At 62.0% G+C, this 23,945-nt stretch carries 22 protein-coding genes; 19 read left to right on the top strand and 3 right to left on the bottom strand.

Annotation, left to right across the window (positions count from 1 at the left end):
* The first annotated feature begins 27 nt into the window (after positions 1-27).
* From iscU to BJQ17_RS16260, 17 genes are all read left to right on the top strand, one after another.
* Positions 28-414, top strand: a complete 387-nt coding sequence (iscU, locus tag BJQ17_RS16340) for a Fe-S cluster assembly scaffold IscU (RefSeq protein ID WP_003248539.1) — start codon at positions 28-30, stop codon at positions 412-414.
* A gap of 28 nt (positions 415-442) precedes the next feature.
* Positions 443-766, top strand: coding sequence for an iron-sulfur cluster assembly protein IscA (gene iscA, locus BJQ17_RS16335; protein ID WP_003248536.1), 324 nt, complete (start codon positions 443-445; stop codon positions 764-766).
* Positions 767-774: 8 nt separating this feature from the next.
* Positions 775-1,296 carry a co-chaperone HscB gene (gene hscB, locus BJQ17_RS16330; protein ID WP_070096330.1) on the top strand — a complete coding sequence of 174 codons (522 nt, stop codon included), beginning with the start codon at positions 775-777 and terminating at the stop codon, positions 1,294-1,296.
* A 42-nt stretch (positions 1,297-1,338) separates the two neighbouring features.
* On the top strand, positions 1,339-3,201 hold the full coding sequence (gene hscA, locus BJQ17_RS16325) for a Fe-S protein assembly chaperone HscA (RefSeq protein ID WP_003248532.1): 1,863 nt from the start codon (positions 1,339-1,341) through the stop codon (positions 3,199-3,201).
* A gap of 3 nt (positions 3,202-3,204) precedes the next feature.
* Positions 3,205-3,546: an ISC system 2Fe-2S type ferredoxin gene (gene fdx / locus BJQ17_RS16320; protein WP_003248531.1), complete on the top strand. Its 342-nt coding sequence runs from the start codon at positions 3,205-3,207 to the stop codon at positions 3,544-3,546.
* A gap of 10 nt (positions 3,547-3,556) precedes the next feature.
* The gene (iscX, locus tag BJQ17_RS16315; RefSeq protein WP_003248529.1) at positions 3,557-3,757 is read left to right on the top strand and encodes a Fe-S cluster assembly protein IscX; all 201 of its coding nucleotides are present in this window, start codon (positions 3,557-3,559) and stop codon (positions 3,755-3,757) included.
* An 88-nt stretch (positions 3,758-3,845) separates the two neighbouring features.
* The gene (gene ndk, locus BJQ17_RS16310) at positions 3,846-4,271 is read left to right on the top strand and encodes a nucleoside-diphosphate kinase (protein WP_003248526.1); all 426 of its coding nucleotides are present in this window, start codon (positions 3,846-3,848) and stop codon (positions 4,269-4,271) included.
* Positions 4,272-4,299: 28 nt separating this feature from the next.
* Entirely contained in the window at positions 4,300-5,445 is a 1,146-nt protein-coding gene (gene rlmN, locus BJQ17_RS16305) for a 23S rRNA (adenine(2503)-C(2))-methyltransferase RlmN (protein WP_003248524.1), read from the top strand.
* Positions 5,446-5,459: 14 nt separating this feature from the next.
* A complete protein-coding gene (pilW, locus tag BJQ17_RS16300) occupies positions 5,460-6,221 on the top strand; it encodes a type IV pilus biogenesis/stability protein PilW (RefSeq protein WP_003248522.1) in 762 nt (253 codons plus the stop codon).
* Positions 6,218-7,234 (top strand): RodZ domain-containing protein, encoded by a 1,017-nt coding sequence (locus BJQ17_RS16295; RefSeq protein ID WP_070096329.1) that lies wholly within the window; start codon positions 6,218-6,220, stop codon positions 7,232-7,234. Before pilW ends, BJQ17_RS16295 begins: the two co-directional genes overlap by 4 nt.
* 3 nt (positions 7,235-7,237) lie before the next feature.
* Positions 7,238-8,347 (top strand): flavodoxin-dependent (E)-4-hydroxy-3-methylbut-2-enyl-diphosphate synthase, encoded by a 1,110-nt coding sequence (gene ispG / locus BJQ17_RS16290; protein ID WP_070096328.1) that lies wholly within the window; start codon positions 7,238-7,240, stop codon positions 8,345-8,347.
* Positions 8,348-8,372: 25 nt separating this feature from the next.
* The gene (gene hisS / locus BJQ17_RS16285) at positions 8,373-9,662 is read left to right on the top strand and encodes a histidine--tRNA ligase (protein ID WP_003248516.1); all 1,290 of its coding nucleotides are present in this window, start codon (positions 8,373-8,375) and stop codon (positions 9,660-9,662) included.
* A gap of 39 nt (positions 9,663-9,701) precedes the next feature.
* Complete coding sequence (locus BJQ17_RS16280) at positions 9,702-10,343, top strand: tetratricopeptide repeat protein (RefSeq protein ID WP_003248514.1); 642 nt, start codon at positions 9,702-9,704, stop codon at positions 10,341-10,343.
* Positions 10,344-11,486 carry an outer membrane protein assembly factor BamB gene (gene bamB, locus BJQ17_RS16275; protein ID WP_004576298.1) on the top strand — a complete coding sequence of 381 codons (1,143 nt, stop codon included), beginning with the start codon at positions 10,344-10,346 and terminating at the stop codon, positions 11,484-11,486.
* 116 nt (positions 11,487-11,602) lie between these two features.
* Entirely contained in the window at positions 11,603-13,066 is a 1,464-nt protein-coding gene (der, locus tag BJQ17_RS16270; RefSeq protein WP_003248512.1) for a ribosome biogenesis GTPase Der, read from the top strand.
* Positions 13,067-13,217: 151 nt separating this feature from the next.
* Positions 13,218-14,366, top strand: a complete 1,149-nt coding sequence (locus tag BJQ17_RS16265) for a pyridoxal phosphate-dependent aminotransferase (protein WP_003248511.1) — start codon at positions 13,218-13,220, stop codon at positions 14,364-14,366.
* A complete protein-coding gene (locus BJQ17_RS16260; protein ID WP_003248510.1) occupies positions 14,354-15,145 on the top strand; it encodes an amidohydrolase in 792 nt (263 codons plus the stop codon). Before BJQ17_RS16265 ends, BJQ17_RS16260 begins: the two co-directional genes overlap by 13 nt.
* A gap of 525 nt (positions 15,146-15,670) precedes the next feature.
* On the opposite strand, the gene BJQ17_RS16255 is transcribed toward BJQ17_RS16260, so the two are convergent.
* Both BJQ17_RS16255 and BJQ17_RS16250 read right to left on the bottom strand, forming a co-directional pair.
* A complete protein-coding gene (locus BJQ17_RS16255; protein ID WP_019750512.1) occupies positions 15,671-18,223 on the bottom strand; it encodes a sulfite reductase flavoprotein subunit alpha in 2,553 nt (850 codons plus the stop codon).
* Positions 18,224-18,451: 228 nt separating this feature from the next.
* Entirely contained in the window at positions 18,452-20,734 is a 2,283-nt protein-coding gene (locus BJQ17_RS16250) for a TonB-dependent siderophore receptor (protein ID WP_004577176.1), read from the bottom strand.
* A 221-nt stretch (positions 20,735-20,955) separates the two neighbouring features.
* Between BJQ17_RS16250 and BJQ17_RS16245 the strand changes: the two genes are divergently transcribed.
* A complete protein-coding gene (locus BJQ17_RS16245) occupies positions 20,956-21,636 on the top strand; it encodes a Fe2+-dependent dioxygenase (RefSeq protein WP_054830674.1) in 681 nt (226 codons plus the stop codon).
* Between the two features lie 3 nt (positions 21,637-21,639).
* Positions 21,640-22,389, top strand: a complete 750-nt coding sequence (locus BJQ17_RS16240) for a tetratricopeptide repeat protein (RefSeq protein WP_070096327.1) — start codon at positions 21,640-21,642, stop codon at positions 22,387-22,389.
* Between the two features lie 183 nt (positions 22,390-22,572).
* Here BJQ17_RS16240 and BJQ17_RS16235 read toward each other — a convergent pair whose 3' ends face one another.
* Complete coding sequence (locus tag BJQ17_RS16235; protein ID WP_003248498.1) at positions 22,573-23,736, bottom strand: type III PLP-dependent enzyme; 1,164 nt, start codon at positions 23,734-23,736, stop codon at positions 22,573-22,575.
* Positions 23,737-23,945: the final 209 nt, after the last annotated feature.

The following is a 23,945-nucleotide window of genomic DNA, read 5'->3' as shown; positions in this document are numbered from 1 at the left end:
GCTCCCTGATGAGGAAGGAATTGCACCATGGCATACAGTGAAAAGGTCATCGACCACTACGAAAACCCGCGCAACGTCGGCAAGATGAATGCCGAAGACCCGGATGTCGGCACCGGCATGGTCGGCGCCCCGGCCTGCGGTGACGTGATGCGCCTGCAGATCAAGGTCAACGAGCAGGGCGTTATCGAAGACGCCAAGTTCAAGACCTACGGCTGCGGATCGGCCATCGCGTCCAGTTCCCTCGCCACCGAGTGGATGAAGGGCAAGACCCTGGACGAGGCCGAAACCATCAAGAATACCCAACTGGCCGAAGAGCTGGCGTTGCCGCCGGTCAAGATTCACTGCTCGGTACTCGCCGAAGATGCCATCAAGGCAGCCGTACGCGACTACAAGCAGAAGAAAGGCTTGATCTAAGTCGCCTGTTGCAAGGTAAGGAGTTCTGATGGCTATCAGCATGACAGAAGCCGCCGCCAACCACATTCGCCGCTCCCTCGACGGGCGCGGCAAAGGTGAGGGCATTCGCCTGGGCGTGCGCACCACCGGTTGCTCGGGTCTGGCCTACGTGCTGGAATTCGTCGACGAACTGGCGGACGAAGACCAGGTGTTCGAAAACCATGGCGTCAAGGTGATCATCGATCCCAAGAGCCTGGTCTACCTCGATGGCACCGAACTGGATTTCGTCAAGGAAGGGTTGAACGAAGGCTTCAAGTTCAACAACCCCAACGTGCGCGGTGAGTGTGGCTGCGGCGAAAGCTTCAACGTTTGAGGCTGGCTGTGGGTACTCCTTGTCATTACGCATTGTTTGACCTCCAGCCAAGCTTCCGTCTGGATCTCGACAAGCTGGCCACTCGCTATCGCGAGCTGGCCCGCGAAGTCCATCCTGACCGCTTTGCCGACGCCTCCGAGCGCGAGCAGCGTATAGCGCTGGAAAAATCCGCGGCCCTCAACGACGCTTACCAGACGCTGCGCAGTGCGCCGCGTCGCGCGCGCTACCTGCTGGCCATCAGCGGCCACGAAGTGCCCCAGGAAGTCACGGTCCACGACCCTGACTTCCTGTTGCAGCAGATGCAGTGGCGTGAAGAGCTCGAGGAGTTGCAGGACGAAGCCGACCTTGATGGTGTCGGCGTGTTCAAGAAGCGCCTCAAGGCTGCCCAGGACACGCTGAACGAGGACTTTGCCGCCTGCTGGGATGCCCCAGGCGAGCGCGACAAGGCCGAGCGCCTGATGCGCCGCATGCAGTTCCTCGACAAGCTCGCCCAAGAAGTGCGCCAACTGGAAGAGCGCCTCGACGATTAACCCGGTGTTGCCCGTGATGACACCTAAGGTATTCAGATAAGCATGGCCCTACTGCAGATTGCCGAACCCGGTCAAAGCCCTCAGCCTCACCAGCGTCGCCTGGCGGTGGGGATCGACCTGGGTACCACCAACTCTCTGGTCGCTGCACTGCGTAGCGGCCGCAGCGAGCCCCTGCCCGACGCGCAGGGCAACGTCATTCTGCCGTCCGCGGTGCGCTACCTCGACGGGCGTATCGAAGTGGGGCAGGCTGCGCGTGACGCCGCCTCCAGCGACCCGCTGAACACTGTGCTGTCGGTCAAGCGCCTGATGGGGCGCGGCCTGGCCGACGTCAAGCAACTGGGCGAGCAATTGCCGTACCGCTTCGTTGGCGGTGAGTCGCACATGCCGTTCATCGACACCGTGCAGGGGCCGAAAAGCCCGGTGGAAGTGTCTGCCGACATCCTGAAGGTGTTGCGCGAACGTGCCGAAGCTACCTTGGGTGGCGAGCTGGTAGGCGCGGTGATCACCGTGCCGGCCTATTTCGATGACGCCCAGCGTCAGGCTACCAAAGATGCTGCGCGTCTGGCCGGCCTGAACGTGCTGCGCCTGCTCAACGAACCGACTGCGGCCGCCGTAGCCTACGGCCTGGACCAGAACGCCGAAGGCGTGGTGGCCATCTATGATCTGGGCGGCGGTACTTTCGATATTTCCATCCTGCGCCTGACCGCTGGCGTATTCGAAGTGCTGGCCACCGGGGGTGATACCGCCCTTGGGGGGGATGACTTCGATCACACTATTGCCGGCTGGATCATCGAACAGGCGGGTTTGTCGTCTGACCTCGACCCGGCTACCCAGCGCGCGCTGCTGCAAACCGCTTGCGCCGCCAAGGAGGCCCTGACCGACGCTGACGTGGTCAACGTCAGCCACGGTGCCTGGCACGGTGAGCTGACCCGCAGCGCCTTCGAAGCCATGATCGAACCATTGGTTGCCCGCAGCCTGAAGGCTTGCCGCCGTGCGGTGCGCGACAGTGGTGTTGAGCTGGAAGAGGTCAGCGCCGTAGTCATGGTCGGTGGTTCAACCCGCGTGCCGCGTGTGCGTGAGGCCGTCGGTGCACTGTTCGGGCGCACCCCGCTGACCTCGATCGACCCAGACCAGGTGGTGGCCATCGGTGCCGCCATCCAGGCTGACACCTTGGCCGGCAACCGCCGCGAAGGTGGCGAGCTGCTGCTGCTCGATGTCATCCCGCTGTCGCTTGGTCTTGAGACCATGGGCGGGCTGATGGAGAAGGTGATCCCGCGTAACACCACCATTCCGGTGGCGCGCGCTCAGGAATTCACCACGTACAAAGACGGCCAGTCGGCCATGATGATCCACGTCCTGCAGGGCGAGCGCGAGCTGATCAGTGACTGCCGTTCGCTGGCCCGCTTCGAGCTGCGCGGCATTCCGGCCATGGTTGCCGGTGCTGCGAAAATCCGCGTCACCTTCCAGGTGGATGCCGATGGCCTGCTCAGCGTCGCTGCCCGCGAGCTGGGTTCGGGCGTTGAAGCCAGCATTCAGGTCAAGCCGTCCTACGGCCTGACCGACGGCGAAATCGCCCGCATGCTCAAGGACTCCTTCGAAAACGCCGGTTCCGACAAGCACGCCCGCCAGTTGCGTGAGCATCAGGTAGATGGCGAGCGGCTGCTCGAGGCGGTACAGGGCGCCCTGGACGCCGACGGCGAGCGCCTGCTCAGCAGTGACGAGCGCGACGCCATCGAATTCCAGATGCAAGAACTACGTGATTTGCTGGCCGGCACCGATGGCGCAGCCATCGAGCAACAGACCAAGCGTCTGTCGCAGGTGACCGATGCATTTGCCGCCCGTCGCCTTGATTCGACGGTCAAAGCCGCACTGGCCGGGCGCAACCTGAATGAGATCGAGGAGTAATCGATGCCGCTGGTGACATTCCTGCCGCATGAGAAGTTCTGCCCCGAGGGGCTGACCGTGGAGGTCAAGCCCGGGACCAACATCCTGGAGCTGGCCCACGACCATCACATCGAGATGGAAAGTGCCTGCGGCGGCGTCAAGGCCTGTACCACTTGCCACTGCATCGTGCGCAAGGGCTTCGATTCGCTCGAAGAGGCTGACGAGCTGGAAGAGGACATGCTGGACAAAGCCTGGGGCCTGGAAGCGCAATCGCGCCTTGGTTGCCAGGTTTTCGTCGCTGACGAAGACCTGACCATCGAGATCCCCAAGTATTCGCTCAACCATGCTGCCGAAGCACCGCACTGAGGGCCTGTACATGAGTCTGAAATGGGTTGATGTACTTGAGATCGCAATCCAGCTTGCAGAAAGCAAGCCTGAGGTCGATCCTCGTTATGTGAATTTCGTGGATCTGCACCGCTGGGTGCTGGCGTTGCCTGAGTTCAGCGACGATCCGTCACGCGGCGGTGAGAAAGTGCTCGAGGCAATCCAGGCCGCCTGGATCGACGAAGCCGACTAAGCGTCACTTGCAGGTTAGGCAATCCCCCGGAACCCGCGTATAATTCGCGGGTTTAATTTTTCGTAACACTCATATTCTGGAGTTTTCCATGGCTGTTCAACGTACTTTTTCCATCATCAAGCCTGACGCTGTTGCCAAAAACGTCATCGGCAAGATCACCACTCGCTTCGAAGAAGCCGGCCTGAAAATCGTTGCCTCGAAAATGAAGCAACTGTCCAAAGCCGAAGCCGAAGGCTTCTACGCTGAGCACAGCGAGCGCGGCTTCTTCGGTGACCTGGTTGCCTTCATGACTTCCGGTCCGGTCGTTGTCCAGGTTCTGGAAGGCGAGAACGCCATTGCCAAGAACCGTGAGCTGATGGGTGCTACCAACCCTAAAGAAGCTGCTGCCGGCACCATCCGCGCTGACTTCGCCGAGTCGATCGACGCCAACGCCGTTCACGGTTCGGACTCCGAAGCTGCTGCTGCTCGCGAAATCGCTTACTTCTTCGCTGCTACCGAGGTAACCACTCGCTAAGCGAAAGCTTACGGGTGAGGGTGAATCCATGACGACATCTACTGGCAAAATCAACCTGTTGGGTCTGACCCAGCCGGAAATGGAACAATTCTTCGACTCTATCGGGGAGAAGCGCTTCCGTGCCGGCCAGGTGATGAAATGGATTCACCATTTTGGCGTGTCCGACTTTGCGGCCATGACCAACGTAGGCAAGGTCTTGCGCGAAAAGCTCGAGGCCGTTGCCGAAATACGCCCACCGGAAGTGGTCAGTGAAGACATTTCCGCCGACGGCACCCGTAAATGGGTGATCCGCGTTGCCTCCGGCAGCTGCGTCGAGACCGTCTATATTCCAACCGACGACCGTGGCACCCTGTGCGTATCGTCGCAAGCCGGCTGTGCCCTGGACTGCAGCTTCTGCTCCACCGGCAAGCAAGGCTTCAACAGCAACCTCACTGCCGCCGAAGTGATCGGCCAGGTGTGGCTTGCCAACAAATCCTTCGGGACCGTCCCTGCCAAAGTCGACCGCGCGATTACCAACGTGGTCATGATGGGCATGGGCGAGCCCTTGCTGAACTTCGACAACGTCATTGCCGCCATGAAAATCATGATGGATGACCTTGGCTATGGCATTTCCAAGCGCCGTGTCACCTTGTCCACCTCGGGTGTGGTGCCGATGATCGACGAGCTGGCCAAGCACATCGACGTGTCGCTGGCCCTGTCGCTGCATGCGCCGAACGACGAACTGCGCAACAAGCTGGTACCGATCAACAAGAAGTACCCGCTGAAGATGCTGCTGGAATCGTGCATGGGCTACATGTCCACCCTGGGCGGCAAGCGCGTGCTCACCGTCGAGTACACCCTGCTCAAGGACGTCAACGACCAGCCCGAGCATGCTGCGCAGATGATCGAACTGTTGCGCGATGTACCCTGCAAGATCAACCTGATCCCATTCAACCCGTTCCCGCATTCGGGCTACGAGCGACCGAGCAACAACGCCATTCGTCGCTTCCAGGACCTGCTGCACCACGGCGGCTTCAACGTCACCACCCGTACCACGCGCGGCGACGACATCGACGCTGCCTGTGGCCAGCTGGTCGGCCAGGTCAATGACCGTACTCGCCGCAGTGAGCGCTACATCGCTGTTCGCCAGCTTTCTGCGGACGTCGAACTGCCAGACAGCGCCGCCAGCCACTGACAGGTACCTTGCCCATGAGCCTGCGCGCCGCGCTGTCGATCCTTGCGCTTTCGCTGCTGGCCGGCTGCGTGTCGGGCGGCGCGAGCGACCCCTTGGCCAGCCGCCAGGGCAGGGTGGAGGCGGGGCGGGCTTATGTGCAGCTTGGCTTGGGTTATTTGCAACAAGGGTTGACCGAACAGGCCAAGGCGCCGCTTGGAAAGGCCCTGGCGCTGAATGACCAGGATGTCGATGCGCACGCCGCCCTGGCAGTAGTGTTTCAAGCCGAAGGCGAGCCGGCGCTGGCCGAAGCACACTTTCGCAAGGCCTTGCTGATAAGCCGCGGTGACACGCGAATTCGCAACAATTACGGCAGTTTCCTTTATGCTCAGGGGCGATTTGCCGAAGCCAAGCAGATGTTTCGCCAGGCCAGTGCCGATACCCTGTATCCTGAGCGCTCACGCGTGTACGAAAATCTGGGCCTGACCGTCCTGAAGCTCGAACGCCGCGATCAGGCGCACGCGTATTTGTTGAAAGCGTTACAACTCAACCCGCGGCAACCAAAAGCGTTGCTGGAAATGGCTGAGTTGTCCTACGAAAACAGGCATTATGTGCCGGCCCGGGACTACTACGATCGTTTCAGCCAGTTGAGCGACCACGACGCCCGTAGCCTGCTGCTGGGCAGCCGCCTTGCCAGGGTGTTCGACGAGCAGGGCGCACTGGCCGAATTGGGCCAGCAATTACAACGACTTTATCCCGGTACGCCGGAATACCAGCAATACCTGTCGGAGCAACGATGAACGCCGCGCACCCCGAAGTAGCAGTAGCGCCTGGCCAGAACCCCGGTGAGCTTTTGCGCCTGGCCCGTGAGAAACGGGACTGGTCTCAAGCCGAGGTGGCCCGCAAGCTCAACCTCACTGTCAGTTCGTTGAACCACGTGGAAACCGGCGCCTTCGACAAGCTGCCCGGGCATACTTTCGCTCGTGGCTACATTCGTGCCTACGCCAAGCTGATGGACCTCGACCAGGCCGCCCTGGTAGACGCCTTCGACCGTTACACCGGTACCCACGCCAAAGGCAGCGACGTGCATTCGCTGGGCCGTATCGAAGAGCCTGTGCGTCTGTCGCACAACATCCTGCGCGGCGTCAGCCTGCTGTTGCTGGTGGCTGTGGTCGGTGGTGGCTTTTTCTGGTGGCAGGACCAGGGCAGCCTGCGGGGCAAGGACCTGGCCAAGATTGCCCTGGAGCATGTCGAGGTCGAAAGCGCCGACGGCACCACACAGATTCACCCGCTCGATGAGCCTGAAGACCAGGCCGTTTCCGCTGGCCAGCAAGCTGAAAGTGCGCCGCTGGCGCTGGAGCAGGGCAGTGCCGAGCAGCCTGCTGCCGCTGAACAAGCACCGGTAAGCTCTGAGGCCGCCATTGCCGCAGCGCCTGCTCCAGCACAGCAAGCGCCGGTGCAACCCGCACCTGCTGCTTCGCCTGCACCGGTTACTCCTCCGGTACAGGCCACTGCTGCACCTGCACCTGCACCGGCCGTGGCGGCCGCCGAGCCTGCCGCGGTGCCAGCTGGCAGCGCCAAGGTCGCCATCCAGTTCACCGCCGATTGCTGGACCCAGGTCAGCGACGGCAACGGCAAGGTGCTGTTCAGCGCCATCAAGCGCAAGGGGGACAACCTCGAGCTGACCGGCAAGCCGCCATTCGCGGTACGCCTGGGCTTTGCCCGGGGCGCCCAGGTCAGCTACAACGGCCAGGCCGTCGATGTTGCCCCATTCACCAGTGGCGAGACTGCTCGCCTGAAGTTGGGACAGTAAGTCATGCACGGCGAATCTCCGATCAAACGTCGCGAATCCCGCAAAATCTGGGTTGGCAATGTGCCGATGGGTGGTGATGCGCCCATCGCGGTGCAGAGCATGACCAACACCGACACCAACGATGTCGCTGCTACCGTGGCGCAAATCCAGCGACTGGTCGATGCCGGCGTGGACATCGTGCGTGTCTCGGTGCCGGACATGGACGCCGCCGAAGCGTTTGGCAAGATCAAGCAACGGGTCAGCGTGCCGCTGGTCGCCGACATCCATTTCGACTACAAGATTGCCCTGCGCGTTGCCGAGCTGGGCGTTGATTGCCTGCGGATCAACCCGGGCAACATCGGCCGTGAAGACCGTGTGCGCGCTGTGGTCGATGCCGCCCGCGACCGCGGCATTCCGATTCGTATCGGGGTCAACGCCGGTTCGCTGGAAAAAGACCTGCAGAAGAAGTATGGCGAACCGACCCCGGCCGCACTGGTCGAGTCGGCCCTGCGCCACGTCGAGCATCTCGACCGCCTGGATTTCCAGGACTTCAAGGTCAGCGTCAAGGCCTCGGACGTGTTCATGGCTGTCGAAGCCTACCGTCTGCTGGCCAAGCAGATCGTACAACCGCTGCACCTGGGCATCACTGAAGCCGGTGGCCTGCGTTCGGGGACGGTGAAGTCCGCCGTCGGCCTCGGTATGCTGCTGGCCGAGGGTATTGGCGATACCATTCGCATCTCGCTGGCGGCCGACCCGGTCGAAGAAGTGAAAGTCGGCTACGACATCCTCAAGTCGCTGCATCTGCGTTCGCGTGGCATCAACTTCATCGCCTGCCCGAGCTGCTCGCGGCAGAACTTCGATGTGGTCAAGACCATGAACGAGCTGGAAGGGCGTCTGGAAGACCTGCTGGTGCCGCTGGATGTGGCGGTGATCGGTTGCGTGGTCAACGGCCCGGGTGAAGCCAAGGAGGCCCATGTCGGGTTGACCGGCGGCACGCCGAACCTGATCTACATCGACGGCAAGCCTGCGCAGAAACTGACCAATGACAACCTGGTCGATGAGCTGGAAAAGCTCATCCGCCAGAAAGCGGCCGAAAAGGCCGAAGCTGACGCGGCGCTGATCGTCCGTGGCTGACACACCGAATTCGTAAGGACTTTTCGTGAGCAAATCGCTGCAAGCCATCCGTGGCATGAACGACATCCTGCCAGAACAGTCGCCGCTGTGGCGCTACTTCGAAGGCACCGTGGCCGGGCTGCTGGACACCTACGGGTACAGCCAGATCCGCACGCCGATCGTCGAGTTCACCGAGCTGTTCAAACGCTCGATCGGTGAAGTGACCGACATCGTCGAAAAAGAGATGTACACCTTCGAGGACCGCAACGGTGATTCGCTGACCCTGCGCCCTGAAGGCACCGCGGCCTGCGTGCGAGCGGTGCTCGAGCACGGCATCACCGGCAACGGTCAGGTGCAGAAGCTGTGGTACATCGGCCAGATGTTCCGCCACGAGCGCCCACAGAAGGGCCGCTACCGTCAGTTCCACCAGATTGGCGTGGAAGTGTTCAACCTGGACGGCCCGGACATCGATGCCGAGCTGATCATGCTGACCTGGCGCCTGTGGGGCCTGCTGGGCATTCAGGACGCGGTCAAGCTGGAACTCAACAGCCTGGGCACCAGTGAAGCCCGCGCACGCTACCGTGACGCGCTGGTCGAGTTCCTCTCGGCGCGGCTGGAGCAACTGGACGAAGACAGCCAGCGCCGCCTGAAGAGCAACCCGCTGCGCATCCTCGACAGCAAAGACCAGAACACCCAGGCGGTGTTGGTCGGGGCGCCGAAGCTGGAAGACTACCTGGACGAAGAGTCGCGCGTGCACTTCGAAGGCCTCAAGGCCCGCCTGGACGCAGCCGGTATTCCGTTCGTGATCAACACCAAGCTGGTACGTGGCCTGGACTATTACAGCAAGACCGTGTTCGAGTGGGTAACCGACAAGCTCGGCGCCCAGGGCACGGTGTGCGCGGGTGGCCGTTACGACGGCCTGGTCGAACAGATGGGTGGCAAGCCGACCACTGGCGTTGGTTTCGCCATGGGCATTGAGCGCCTGATCCTGCTGTTGGAAACCTTGGGCAAGGTGCCGGAGTCCATCAGCCGCCAGATCGACGTTTACCTGTGCGCCTTTGGCGAGCAGGCGGAGCTGGCAGGCCTGCGCCTGTCCGAAGGCTTGCGCGACCGTTTGCCGGGCCTGCGCCTGGCTGTCAACGCCGGGGGTGGCAGCTTCAAGAGCCAGTTCAAGAAGGCCGACAAGAGCGGTGCACTGTTCGCCCTGATCCTCGGCGACGACGAGCTGGCCAAGCAAGAGATCGGCTTGAAGCCCCTGCGTGGCCAGGGCGAACAACAGAACATTGCCTGGGATGCTCTTGCAGAGCACCTGGAAACCGCGATCGCGCAGGCGTAACGCGGTTCAACAAGCGAATAGGCGAAAAGGAGTATTGGGGTGTCGAGTACCGATGATGATGACCTGGCAGGGGTCAAGGACTGGTGGAACCGCAACGGCAAGCCGCTGCTGACCGGTGCATTGCTGGCTGGCGTGGTGGTGTTGGGCTGGAATACCTGGCACAAGTACCAGACCAACCAGTCGCAAGGTGCCTCGCAGTTGTATCAGGCGCTGATTGAAACCAGCCTGACACCGACCGGCCAGCCGGACGCCACCAAGGTCGCGGAACTGGCCGGCAAGCTCAAGAGCGAGTTTGGCGGCACCGCTTACGCCCAGTACGGCAGCCTGTTCGTGGCCAAGGTCGCGGTCGACAGCGGCAAGCTCGATGACGCCGCAGCCGAGCTGAAAAGCGTGCTGGATAAACCGGCCGACGTTACCTTGGGCGAGATTTCGCGTCAGCGTCTGGCGCGCGTACTGGCAGCCCAGAACAAGGCCGAGGATGCCCTCAAGTTGCTCGACGGCGACGCCGACAAAGCCTTCCTGGCCAGCCGTGAAGAGTTGAAGGGTGACCTGCTGGTGCAGCTGGGTCGCGCCGACGACGCACACAGCGCTTACGAAAAAGCCAAGGCTGCGCTGTCCGATGACGCGGCGGTCGGTGGCCTGCAATTGAAGCTGGATGACCTGGCTAAAGGGGACGCGTAAGTGATCGGTTGGAAACATGCAGCAGTGCTGACCCTGGCCGTACTGGCCGCAGGTTGCAGCAGCAACAGCAAGAAGGAACTGCCCCCGGCCGAGCTGACCAAGTTCACCGAGGAAGTGGTGCTGAAGAAGCAGTGGAGCCGTTCGATCGGTGACGGCCAGGGTGAAACCTACAACACCCTGGTACCGGCCATCGAGAACGACCGTATCTACGCTTCCGACGTCAACGGCGAAGTCTTCGCCCTCGACCGCATCACGGGTGACGTGGTGTGGAAGAAGGACCTGGAGCTGCAGGTTTCCGGTGCAGTTGGCGTAGGCTATGGCCTGGTCATGCTCGGTACCCTCAAGGGTGAAGTCATTGCTCTGGACTCCAGCACCGGTGAGGAGCGTTGGCGCTCGCGCGTGACCAGCGAAGTGCTGGCCCCACCTGCCAACAACGGTGACGTGGTGGTGGTGCAGACTCAGGACGACCGCCTGATCGGCCTGGATGCCGCCACTGGCGACCGCCGTTGGATCTACGAAAACTCCCCGGCCGTGCTGACGCTGCGTGGCACCGGTGCGCCGATCGCCACCAACCGCCTGGCGGTTGCCGGCCTGTCCACCGGCAAAGTGGTCGCGGTTGACATCAACAACGGTGTGCCGGTGTGGGAAAGCCGCGTGGCCATCCCGAAGGGCCGTTCCGAGCTGGACCGTGTGGTTGATATCGACGGCGGCTTGCTGCTGTCTGGTGGTACCCTGTACGTCAGCACCTACCAGGGCCGTGTAGCGGGCCTGGACCTGGAAAGCGGCCGCGAGCTGTGGCAGCGCGATGCTTCCAGCTATGTGGGTGTCGCCCAGGGCTTCGGTAACGTCTACGTCAGCGAAGCCTCGGGTACCGTGGAAAGTGTGGATGAGCGCTCTTCCAGTGCCCTGTGGAGCAACGACAGCATGGCTCGCCGCCAGTTGACCGCCCCTGAAGTGTTCAGCAGCTACGTGGCTGTGGGTGACTTTGAAGGTTACCTGCACCTGCTGAGCCAGGTGGATGGCCGCTTCGTCGGCCGTGAGCGTATCGACAGCGATGGCCTGCGCGCCCGCCCACTTGTGGTCGGTGACACCATCTATGTCTTCGGCAACAGCGGCAAGCTCGAGGCACTGACCATCCGCTGAAGCTATGCTTGAAGCCTTGGCGGGCTTCAAGCCGCGGCGTAGGACACGCCGCCCAAACTCCGGCCGCTGCCTTGCAGCGGCCTTTGCATTTTCAAGAATTCGAGAGTGGAGAGCCGATGGTTCCCGTAATTGCCCTGGTGGGCCGCCCGAACGTCGGCAAATCCACCATGTTCAACCGCCTGACCAAGACCCGCGATGCCATCGTCGGTGACCTGTCGGGCCTGACCCGTGACCGCCAGTATGGTGATGCCAGCTGGCAGGGTCGTTCCTTCATCCTGATTGACACCGGTGGTATCACCGGTGACGAAGTGGGCATGGACGAAAAAATGGCCGAGCAGTCGCTCATGGCCATCGAAGAAGCCGACTACGTGCTGTTCCTGGTTGATGCCCGAGCGGGCATGACCGCAGCAGACCAGATGATCGCCGAGCACCTGCGCAAGCGGAACAAGGCCGCGATCCTGGTTGCCAACAAGATCGACAACATCGACCCCGACGTTGCCCGCGCCGAATTCTCGCCAATGGGCATGGGCAACGCCATTCCGGTGGCAGGCTCCCAGGGCCGGGGTATCAGCGCCTTGATGGAGGCCGTGCTCGGTCACCTGCCGCGTGATGCCGAAGACGAAGCTCTCGAACAGGACGTTGCTGAAGGTGAGGAAGCCGTGCGCATTCCTGGCCCAAGCGAGAAGGATGGCATCAAGATCGCCATCATCGGCCGCCCGAACGTTGGCAAGTCGACGCTGGTCAACCGCATGCTCGGCGAGGAGCGTGTGGTGGTCTACGACGAGCCGGGTACTACCCGTGACAGTATCTACATCCCGTTCGAGCGTGATGGTGACAAGTACACCTTCATCGACACCGCCGGTGTGCGCAAGCGTGGCAAGATCCACGAGGAAGTCGAGAAGTTCTCGGTGGTGAAGACGCTGCAGGCGATCAAGGACGCCAACGTCGTCATCTTCGTCATGGATGCCCGCGAAGGTGTGGTCGACCATGACCTGAACCTGCTGGGCTTTGCCCTTGAAGCCGGTCGCGCCATCGTCATTGCCCTGAACAAGTGGGATGGCATGGAGCCGGGTGAGCGCGCCTACGTGAAGACCGAGCTGGAGCGTCGGCTGTTCTTCGTCGATTTTGCTGACATCCACTTCATTTCTGCGCTGCATGGCACGGGCGTGGGCAACTTGTACAAGTCGGTGCAGGCTGCGTTCCAGTCCGCGGTCACCCGCTGGCCGACCAGCCGCCTGACGCAGATCCTCGAAGATGCCGTGAGCGAGCACCAGCCGCCGATGGTCAATGGTCGCCGCATCAAGCTGCGCTATGCCCACCTCGGCGGTGCCAACCCGCCGCTCATCGTGATCCACGGCAACCAGACCGACAGCATTCCCAAGTCGTACTCGCGTTACCTGGAAAACACCTATCGCCGGGTGCTCAAACTGGTCGGTACGCCGATTCGTATCGAGTACAAGGGTGGTGAGAACCCGTACGAGGGTAAGAAGAACACCCTTACCGATCGCCAGGTCAACAAGAAACGCCGCCTGATGTCGCACCACAAGAAGGCCGAGAAGAAGCGTCGCGACAAACGCTAAGCAGCGCCATGTGGGGGCGGGCAAGGCTGCCCCCACAGACGCCCTTTGATCCAGAGCAATCCCCCTATTGTTTCAACCTTTTTCCTGACCGCTCGATCCGCTATGCTCGGACTCCACCCCGTGCCGGATATACCCCAGGAAAGAGGGCTCCATGATCCGCAGCAAACTGCCGAATGTCGGCACGACCATCTTCACCACCATGTCCCAGCTCGCCGTGCAGACTGGCGCGCTCAACCTGTCCCAGGGCTTTCCTGACTTCAATGGCCCGCAGGCCCTGCTCGATGCAGTGGGCCGGCACGTGGCTGCCGGGCATAACCAGTATTCGCCGATGACCGGCCTGCCGGCCTTGCGCCAGCAGGTGGCGGCCAAGGTCGAGCGGCTGTATGGGGCCAGGGTGGATGCCGATCAGGAAGTGACTATCACCCCCGGCGCCACCGAGGCTATTTTCTGTGCCATCCAGGCGGTGGTGCATGCCGGTGACGAAGTGATCGTCTTCGACCCCTGCTACGACAGTTACGAGCCGTCCGTGGAGCTGGCCGGTGGTCGCTGTGTACATGTGCAGTTGAGCGACGGCGATTTCCGTATCGACTGGCAGAAATTCAGCGATGCATTGAGCCCGCGCACGCGCATGGTCATCCTCAATTCGCCACACAACCCCAGCGGCGCGTTGATCACCCGCGAAGACCTCGACCAGTTGGCCGCACTTATTGCCGACCGCGATATCTACCTGGTCAGCGATGAAGTGTACGAGCACCTGGTCTACGACGGTGTACGCCACGCCAGTGTGCTGGCCCATGAGCAGTTGTACTCGCGTGCCTTCGTGGTCAGTTCCTTCGGCAAGACGTACCACGTTACCGGCTGGAAGACCGGTTACGTGATCGCGCCGCCTGCCCTGAGCGCCGAGCTGCGCAAAGTGCACCAGTACGTCAACTTCTGTGGCGTGACGCCGCTGCAGTGTGCTTTGGCCGACTTCATGGCCGGGCACCCCGAGCATATTGATGAGTTGCCGGCCTTTTACCAGGCCAAGCGCGATCTGTTTTGCGGTTTGCTGGACGGCTCGCGTTTCAACTTTACCCGCACGACGGGCACTTATTTCCAGCTGGTGGACTATTCGCAAATCCGTCCGGACCTGAACGATGTCGACATGTCGCTGTGGCTGACGCGTGAGCACGGCGTGGCGACCATCCCGGTATCGGTGTTCTACCAGCAACCCATCCCCGAGCAACGCCTGGTGCGCCTGTGCTTTGCCAAACGAGAGGAGACGCTGCGTCAGGCAGCGGAAAGACTATGCGCGATCTGAGTACACTGCCGAACCTGAAAGTCGCCCTGGTGCAAACCACCTTGGCCTGGCACGACCGCGAGGCCAACTATGCGCACTTCGAGGTGCTGCTGGAGCAGGTGGGTGAGGTTGACCTGGTGATCCTGCCGGAAATGTTTACCACCGGTTTTTCGATGCAATCGGAAAGCCTGTGCGAGCCGGAGAACGGTCCGACCTACAAATGGCTGAAGGCACAGGCCAAGAAGCACAACGCGGTGATTACCGGCAGTGTGATCATCCAGGCCGCCGATGGCAGCCACCGCAACCGCCTGTTGTGGGCGCGGCCGGACGGCGAGATTCTGCACTACGACAAGCGCCACCTGTTCCGCATGGCCGGTGAGCACAAACATTACACCCCAGGCGAGCGGCAGGTGCAGTTCGAGGTCAAGGGCTGGCGGATTCGCCCGCTTATCTGCTACGACCTGCGCTTCCCTGTGTGGAGCCGTGACGCCCAGGACACCGACCTGCTGCTGTACACCGCCAACTGGCCGGCCGCGCGTCGCCAGCACTGGAACCGCCTGCTGCCGGCGCGGGGCATCGAAAACCTGTGCTATGTGGCGGCGGTGAACCGAGTGGGCACGGACGGTAAAGGCTTTGCTTATTCTGGTGACAGCCAGGTGCTGGATTTCCAGGGCGAGAGCCTGCTCAGTGCCGGGGAGGCGGACGGGGTGTTCACTGCAGTACTGAGCGCGGCGGAACTGGCGGCGTACCGGGCCAAGTTCCCGGCCAACCTGGATGCCGATACCTTCGAGCTGCACTGACAGCAGGGCCGGCTTCTTCGCGGGCTTGCCCGCGAAAGGGCCGGCCTGCTGGCCAATTTCCACCTGTCGTTCACCATTGCCGCCGCCACCGTATTCGCGGGAAAACCGCGCCTACACACGTATCGGCGGGTCACAGGCCGTTGTGTAGGAGCGGGTTCACCCGCGAAAGGGCCGGCCCTGCTGGCCAATTTCCATCCGACGTTCACCGTTGCCGCCGCCACCGTATTCGCGGGTAAACCCGCTCCTACACACGCATAGGCGGTTGGTCACAGGCCGTTGTGTAGGAGCGGGTTCACCCGCGAAAGGGCCGGCCCTGCTGGCCAATTTTCATGCGACGTTCACCATTGCCGCCGCTACCGTATTCGCGGGTAAACCCGCTCCTACACACGCATAGGCGGTTGGTCACAGGTCGTCGTAGGAGCGGGTTTACCCGCGAAGAGGCCGGCCCTGCTGGCCAATTTCCACCGGCCGTTCACCGTTGCCGCCGCCACCGTATTCGCCGGTAAACCCGCTCCTACACACCGATCAATACACATCCCGCCGATACCGCCCATCCTCGATCAACTGCTGTACAGCAGCTTCACCCAGCATGCCTTTGAGCGCCGCATCCACCCCCGCCGCCATGCCTTGCAGGCTGCCGCAGACATACACGCAAGCCCCGTCGGCCACCCAGCGCTTGAAGTCCTCGGCCTGCTCCAGCATCACGTCCTGCACATACACCTTCTCAGCCTGATCGCGCGAGAACGCCAGGTCCAGCCGTGCCAGGTCACCGTTGTCCAGCCAAGCGTGCAGCTCATCGCCACACAGCAAGTCATGCGCCCGATTACGCTCGCCGAACAACAGCCAGTTGCGCTGCTCACCGGCATTGACCCGCGCGCGCAACAGGCTGCGAAGGCCCGCCAGGCCAGTGCCGTTGCCGATCAGGATCATCGGCGCAGCAGCCTCAGGCAGATGGAAGCCACTGTTACGCCGCAGGCGCAGGCTCAGGGTGCCATTCATTGGCAGGTATTCGGTCAGCCAGCCAGAGCCCAAGCCAAGGCTGCCGTCGGGGTGGCGTTCCTGGCGCACGATCAGCTCCAGCACACCATCGCTGGCGATCGAGGCAATGGAGTACTCGCGGCAACCGATTGGCACCAGTGCATCGACCAGCGCTTGTGGCTGCAAGCCGATCAGGTGGTCGCGGCGCGTCGGCAGTTGGCGGCCAGCGAGTGCCTGGGCAAGGGTTTCGGTCAAGCCATTCACCTGCACCTGGCTGCTGGCGTCCAGTGCCATGCCCTTGAGGAACGCGTCGATCCGTGGCTGCCCATTCAGCGGAAGTACCTCCACCAGGTCGCCGGCTTCCCAGCTCGCAGGTTCTGCAGCTTGCAGGCCAAGCAGGTACACCGGTTGGCCTTGGCTGCCGGGGTTGAGCAGTTTGCGGCGCACCAGCGACCAGTTGGCAAAGGTTGGCGGCTGCCAGGCGGCCACCGGCTGGACGCCCGTCAGTTGCGCCAGTTCCTGCTGCCATTGCTGCAGGGCGGCCTGGTCGGCGTTGTCCACTTCCACCGGGCTGAATGCACTGCTGGCACCGCGCTCCCCCAGCCACGCCTGGAGACGACGAGCGAAACCGCAGAAGTGCGGGTACTGACGATCACCGAGGGCGAGCAGGGCATAGTTGAGGTTATTCAGTGCCCAAGGCTGGCCGAGCACCTTGCGCTCGAAGACGCGAGCGCTGTCGGGCGCTTCGCCGTCGCCGAATGTACTCACCACGAAGAGCGCGCGATGGGCCTGGCGCAGGTCGTTTTCACCCAGCTCGGCAAGGGCGCGCACCTGAACGGGCTGGCCAGCTGCCTGCAGCTGCTCGGCACTCTGCCAGGCCAACTGTTCGGCAAAGCCACTCTGGCTGGCGAAGCCGATCAGCCAGCCGTCGCCAGTGCCGCTGTTGGCGACGTTGCCACGGGCTGCGCGCACCTGACGTTTCTTGCGGCGGCGGTCGAGGTACAGCAGCCAGCCGGTGACGAAGAACAACGGCATGGTGAGGCTGGCGATGGTGACGATGATGCGCCCCGGCAAGCCGAAGTATTCGCCGACGTGCAAGGCGTAAACACTCTGCAGCAACTGCGCCTTGAATGACTTGTCGGTGTAGCGATCGTGCTTCTTAACTTGGCCGGTGGCCGGGTCAAGGACCAGGGTATTGAAGGCACGTGGGTGCGCGGCGTTGTCGAGCAGGTAGAACAGGTTGGCCGGCTGACCGCCAGCAGGTGGCAGGCGCAGGTTGTAGGTGGACAGGCCTGGGCCTGCGGCCTCCTGGAGGTTGGCCCAGATGGCGTCGTAGTCCACCACCAGCGGTGGCGCATTCTTGTCGACTGTTTGCGGCCCGTGCCGGCCACGGCCTTCACCTCGTTTTTGCTGCTGGCCCGCGGCTGGCGCGTCGGCCAGCAGCTTGTTCAGGCCTTCACGGTACCACTCATAGGACCAGAACAGCCCGGTCAGGGCGAACAGAAGATAGAACAGCAGGCACCAGGTGCCGGCAACGGCGTGCAGGTCCCAGTTGAAGGCGCGGCCTTTCTTGGCCCAGTCGAAGGTCAGCCAGGTGCGCCAGTCCAGCGCTTTACGCGGCCAGCGCAGGTAAAGGCCGGACAGGCAGAAGAACACCAGCATCAGGGTGCAGGCCCCGGTGATTTGCCGGCCAGTATCGCCCATGGCGAGGAAGCGGTGCAGCTTGAGCATGAGGTTGAAGAAGCCTTGCCCGGCCGCTTCGCCCTTGAGTTCGCCGGTGTACGGGTCGGCATAGCGCAGCTCGCCACGGCGTTCGCCCGGTGCGGGCATGAAGAAGATCCGTGCAGCGTTGCCTTCGCGCACGTCGACCCACAGCATCGAGACTTTGTCGTGTTGCTGGGCTTCGACCCGCTTAACCAGCTCGGCCGGCGGTAGCACGCCTTCGGCGCGTACTTCTACCTTGAGTACATCGGCATTGAATGCGCGCAGCAGTTCTTCCTGGAACGAGTACAGCGCCCCGGTAATGCCCATCAAGGCCAGCACCAGGCCAGCGGTGATGCCAAAGAACCAGTGCAATTGGAACAGCGTCTTCTTCACCACGTTTCTCACCTTGAGTTGCTGCCGCGACCCGCGCGGCGTGCATTATGCCTTGATACGCAAAAGCCCCGCTCACAGGAATGAACGGGGCCAGGTGGGCTGCTTTTCGTGTTGTCTGTGCGGGCCTCTTCGCGGCTAAGGCCGCTCCTGCACCGGCAACGCAGGAGCGGCTTTGGCCGCGAAAGGGCCCGCACAGGCGCAGCCCTTCAACAGATCAACCCAACCCAGACATCAGAAGTGCACGCTGGTGGTCAGCAGTGCCGTCCGCCCGGCCGCCTGGTTGGCGAAGTGGGTGGAGAAGGCCTTGTCGTAGTACACCTCGTTGGTCAGGTTCTGCACGTTCAGTTGCAGGTCGACGTTCTTGGTCAGCTTGTAGGCGGCCATGGCGTCGTAGCGTACGTAGCTGTCGACCATGGTGGTGTTGGCCACGCTGCCGTACACGTCATCCACGTAGAACGCACCACCGCCAACGGTCAGCTTTGGCGTGATCGAGTAGGTGGTCCACAGGCTGGCGCTGTTGTTTGGCGTGTTCGGCAGCTGGTTGCCGTCGTTGGCCTTGCCCACCGGGCCGCCGTCGATCTGGCGAGCCTGCATGTAGGTGTAGCCGGCGAACACCTGCCACTTGTCGGTCAGCTTGCCGCTGGCCGACAGTTCGATACCCTGCACGCGAGTTTCGCCGACGTTCTCGTAGGTAGTGGTGTCCACCTGAACGCGGGCGTTTTCCTTCTCAGTGCGGAAAAGCGCCGCTGCCAGCGACAAGCGTTCGTCCAGTAAGTCCCACTTGGTACCGATTTCGTAGTTGGTGGTTTCTTCTGGTTCCAGGTCGCTGCCCAGAATATTGCCGCTGCGGTCGGTTGTACCTGGCAGTGAGTTGGTCTCAGTACCTTCGCCGAGCATTGCGCCTGGCGGTGTCGCCGAGGTGGCGTAGGAAATATAGATGCTACCGTTCTCGGCTGGCTTCCACACCAGACCCAGCTGGCCCGTGAAGAATTCGCTTTTGTCGCGACCTTTGGTGGGTACGCCGTTCTTGTTCAAGACGGTTGCGCCGCTGGCGTCGTAGGTGCGGAACTTGGTATCGAAATGGTCGTAACGCAGGCCCATGTTCAGCAGCCATTGGGGTGTGAGCTCCAATGTGTCGAAGACATAGATCGCTCGGGTCTTGCCGCTGGTCTTGGTGCCGGCGTAGTTGCGCGAGACAGTGCCGTCCCAAGTGTCGTCCGGGTTAGGGTCGCTCAGTGAGGTGCAGCTACCACCATTGCCAGGCCCGGTGCAGGTGAGCTTGCTGTTTGGCGTGACGGTGTAGCTCTGGCGGTCGGATTCTTCCTTGGTGAGTTCGATACCGGTCGAGAAGTTGTTTTTGAAACCGCCGACGAAGAACTCGCCGAACAGGTCGGTCTGGTTGGTGGTGGTGGCGGTGTTACCCACGCGGGTGTTGGCACGACGCCATACACCGTTGTTGTTCACGTTGCCGGCACTGTCATCCGGCTGGGTCAGCACGTAGTCTTGCATGCTGTTGCCGTGACGCAGGGTGTTCTTGATGGTCAGCGAGTCGGTCAGGTCGTGCTCGATGGCGAAAGTGGCGATGTCCACGCGGCTCTTGCGGAAGTCGCGACCGGTTAAGCCGTAGAAGTTGTCGCTGTCACCGCCATCGATCGGCTTGCTCGGGTGCGCCGAAGTACGGGCAGCGCTGCCAGTAACGGGGATGCTGTAAGGGATACCCGAATCCGGCAGGTCGTCGCTTTCCAGGTGGTAGTAGTCAAGGTTGACGCGGGTCGGCGTGCCCAGGCCAAAGGCCAGCGACGGGGCGATACCCCAGCGGTCGTAGTTGACCTTGTCGCGGCCGGCGACGTTGCTTTCGTGGGTCATCAGGTTCAGGCGACCGGCAACGGTATCGCTGAACTGGTAGTTGCCATCGAAGGTGTAGCGCTGGGTCTGGTCGCTGCCCCAGGTCCAGGCGCCGTCCAGCGAGTTGCCCAGATGCGCGCGTTTGCTTACCAGGTTGATGGTACCGCCGGCCGCGCCGCGGCCACCGATGGCCGAGTTCGGCCCCTTGGCCACTTCAACGGATTCGATGGCGAAGATTTCGCGGGTTTGGGCGCCAGTGTCACGTACGCCGTCCAGGTAAGTATCGCCCTGGGCGTCGAAGCCGCGGATGAACGGGCGGTCACCTTGTGGGTTGCCGCCTTCGCCAGCGCCGAAAGTAATGCCTGGCACGGTGCGCAGGGCATCCTGCAGGGTCAGGGCGTTGGTGTCCTTGATCACTTGCTGCGGGATCACGGTTATCGAGCGCGGGGTGTCTACCAGCGGCGCGGTGTACTTCTGCGAGGCGGCCTTGTCCACCTTGTAATCGGTGCTGGCTTGTTCAGCCTTGCCGTTGACGCTGGTGGCATCGAGGGTGATGGCGCTGCTGGCGGCCGGATCGGCGGCATAGACCGACGAGGCACTCAGGGCGACACCGATGGCAGACACGATCAGGCGTGGCGAACTCACAGCAGATGGTACGTACTGGCGCATTGCAAAGAACCTTCCCCAAGGTATTGAGGCGGTGGATCTTAATGTAAGCAATTTTGACTAACAATTGAGACTCGTTACCATTCGTGAAGAATTTACAATCTTTACAATTTGTCTTTACGGTTTCATGCCGCTGAAACGTCTTAAGTGGCGAATGGGGCTTGTGTAGCGCAAAAGGGAATCAATATCATTGCGCCTTTACATTTCCTAACGGTGCCGTTGCCATGCTGCTTCACATCCCAGGCCTGTTCGACGCTGATGAACTGGCCCGTATCTGCGAGGCGCTGGAGCGGGCCGACTGGGCCGATGGCAAGGTTACGGCGGGTTATCAGTCGGCCAAGGCCAAGCACAACCTGCAGTTGCCGGAAGGTCATGCGCTGGCCAAGGAAATCGGCAGTGCGCTGATCGACCGCCTGTGGAAAACCCCACGCTTCATGTCGGCAGCCTTGCCGCACAAGGTGTTCCCGCCGCTGATCAACTGCTACCGCGAAGGCGGCAACTTCGGTTTCCACATCGACAACGCCCTGCGCCAGCCCAAGGGCAGCCCGGAGCGGGTGCGTACCGACCTGTCTTCCACGCTGTTCCTCAGTGACCCGGAAAGCTACGACGGCGGTGAGCTGGTGATCCAGGACACCTATGGCGTGCAGCAGGTCAAGCTGGCCGCCGGTGACATGGTGCTGTACCCCGGCACAAGCCTGCACAAGGTCAACCCAGTGACCCGTGGCCAACGCTATGCCGCGTTCTTCTGGACCCAGAGCCTGGTGCGCGATGACAGCCAGCGGGCGCTGCTGTTCGAGATGGACAACGCCATCCAGCAACTGACCGCCGATGTGCCGGACCATCCTTCGCTGTTGCAGCTGACGGGCACCTACCATAACTTGCTGCGCCGCTGGGCTGAGGTCTGAGTCGTGTCCTACTTGCTGCGACGTGAGGAAGTGGTGGATGTGGCCGGCTTGCAGGCCATGCTCGAGGAAACCCCCGGCAAGGCCGCCCAGGCGATTCTGGCGGCAGCGGGGCAGGGCGTGGTCGAGGCGCAGTTGCTGCTGGGGCAGATCCTGCTGGATGGGCGTGGCATCCAGCAGGATGCCACGGTTGCCCGGCGTTGGTTCGGTATCGCTGCACAGGGTGGCAGTGCCATGGCGCACAACATGCTCGGGCGTTGCCTGGAGCATGGCTGGGGCGGCGAGGTGAGTTTGGCGCAGGCGGCCGTTCACTATGCCCGTGCGGCCGATTCGGGTTTGGACTGGGGCCTGTATAACCTGGGCAACCTTCTGGCGACCGGGCGTGGGGTGCCGGCCAATCAGGCGCAGGCACTGATGTGCTACGAGAAGGCTGCGCAGCTGGGGCATGCCAAATCGATGAACCTGTATGGGCGTTACCTGGAGCAGGGCATTGCCACGGCACCCAGCCCGGCGCGGGCGGTGCGCTGGTATCGGCGTTCGGCCGAGGCGGGGGATTTTCGTGGGATGTTCAGCCTGGCGCTGGTGCTGGTCGAGCGTGGGCAGTTGGCCGAGGCAGGGCAGTGGCTGGAGCAGGCCCGGGTTGCGGGGAACATGAATTTCCTGCGTGCTGCGTTGGTAACCCTGCAGGGTGCGGGGCCGGTGTTGATGGCCTTTGCGGCGCGGTATGCCGAGGAGATCGATCGGCGTGGTGAGTGAGGTTGACTGTGCCGGCCAATTTCCACTGGCCGTTCACTGTTGCCGCCGCCACCGTATTCGCGGGTAAACCCGCGCCTACACACGCATCGCTGGTTGGGCGCAGGCCGTTGTACGGTTTACCCACCAAGAGGCCAGCATCGACAGCACGCACATGAAAACGGGGCCTTTCGGCCCCGTTGTGCATTACAGGTAGTAAGCCTTCAGCGGCGGGAAGCCGTTGAATTCCACTGCGCTGTAGCTGGTGGTGTAGGCGCCGGTCGACAGCCAGTACAGGCGGTCACCGATGGCCAGGTTCAGCGGCAGCCCGTACTTGTAGTTCTCGTACATGATGTCGGCGCTGTCGCAGGTCGGGCCGGCGATGACCACTTCTTCGGCTTCGCCTTTCTTCTCGGTCCAGATCGGGAACTTGATGGCTTCGTCCATGGTTTCGATCAGGCCGGAGAACTTGCCCACGTCGGTGTAGATCCAGCGCTCGACGGCGGTACGCGACTTACGTGCGACCAGCACCACTTCGCTGACCAGGATGCCGGCGTTGGCGATCAGCGAACGGCCGGGCTCGAGGATGATTTCCGGCAGTTCGTCACCGAAGTCTTCCTTGAGGAAACGGATGATTTCTTCGGCGTAGGTTTCCAGGCTGTTGGTACGGGTGATGTAGTTGGCCGGGAAGCCACCACCCATGTTGATCAGCTTCAGTTCGATGCCGTCTTCTTCTTTCAGGCGTTCGAAGATTACCTTGACCTTGGCGATGGCGGCGTCCCACACGCTGATGTCGCGTTGCTGCGAGCCCACGTGGAAGGAGATGCCATAAGGCACCAGGCCCAGGTCGCGGGCGAGGATCAGCAGGTCCATGGCCATGTCGGTCTGGCAGCCGAACTTGCGGGACAGCGGCCAGTCGGCAGTGGTGGAGCCTTCAGTCAGAATACGCACATACACTTTCGAGCCCGGTGCGGCCTTGGCGATGTTGCGCAGGTCGGCTTCCGAGTCGGTGGCGTACAGGCGCACGCCCTTCTCGTAGAAGTAGCGGATGTCCTTGGACTTCTTGATGGTGTTGCCGTAGCTGATGCGGTCGGCGCTGACACCGCGGCCCATCACTTTGTCCAGCTCGTAGATCGAGGCGATGTCGAAGCTCGAACCTTTCTCTTTGAGCAGGTCGATGATTTCAACGGCCGGGTTGGCCTTGACCGCGTAGTAAACCTTGGCAAATTCGAAACCGGCGCGCAGGTCGTCGTACGCCTGGCTGATCATCTGGGTGTCGATGAGTACGAACGGGGTTTCCTGCTTGTCAGCGAACGCCTTCATTTTCTGGAAGGTTTCACGCGCGAAATAGTCTTCGACCTGGATCGACATGCTCAGGGACTCCATGGGCAAACTGAAAGATTAAGTGGCTGCAAACTGAACGTCCTCCGTATCCCCACTTTGGTTCGCCTACTCAGTACTTGAGCCGGATGGATCGTTTCCAGCATGGACGTTCGGCGCGCACTTTAGGGCGTGAAGAATGCAGAATCAACAGGCAATCCGGGCGTGATCGACGTGGATCGACGACCAGCCATTTGAAT

The sequence above is a fragment of the Pseudomonas sp. NBRC 111139 genome, from assembly GCF_001753955.1.
GTDB classification, from domain to species: domain Bacteria; phylum Pseudomonadota; class Gammaproteobacteria; order Pseudomonadales; family Pseudomonadaceae; genus Aquipseudomonas; species Aquipseudomonas alloputida.
This window is presented reverse-complemented; position numbering and strand designations above follow the sequence as displayed.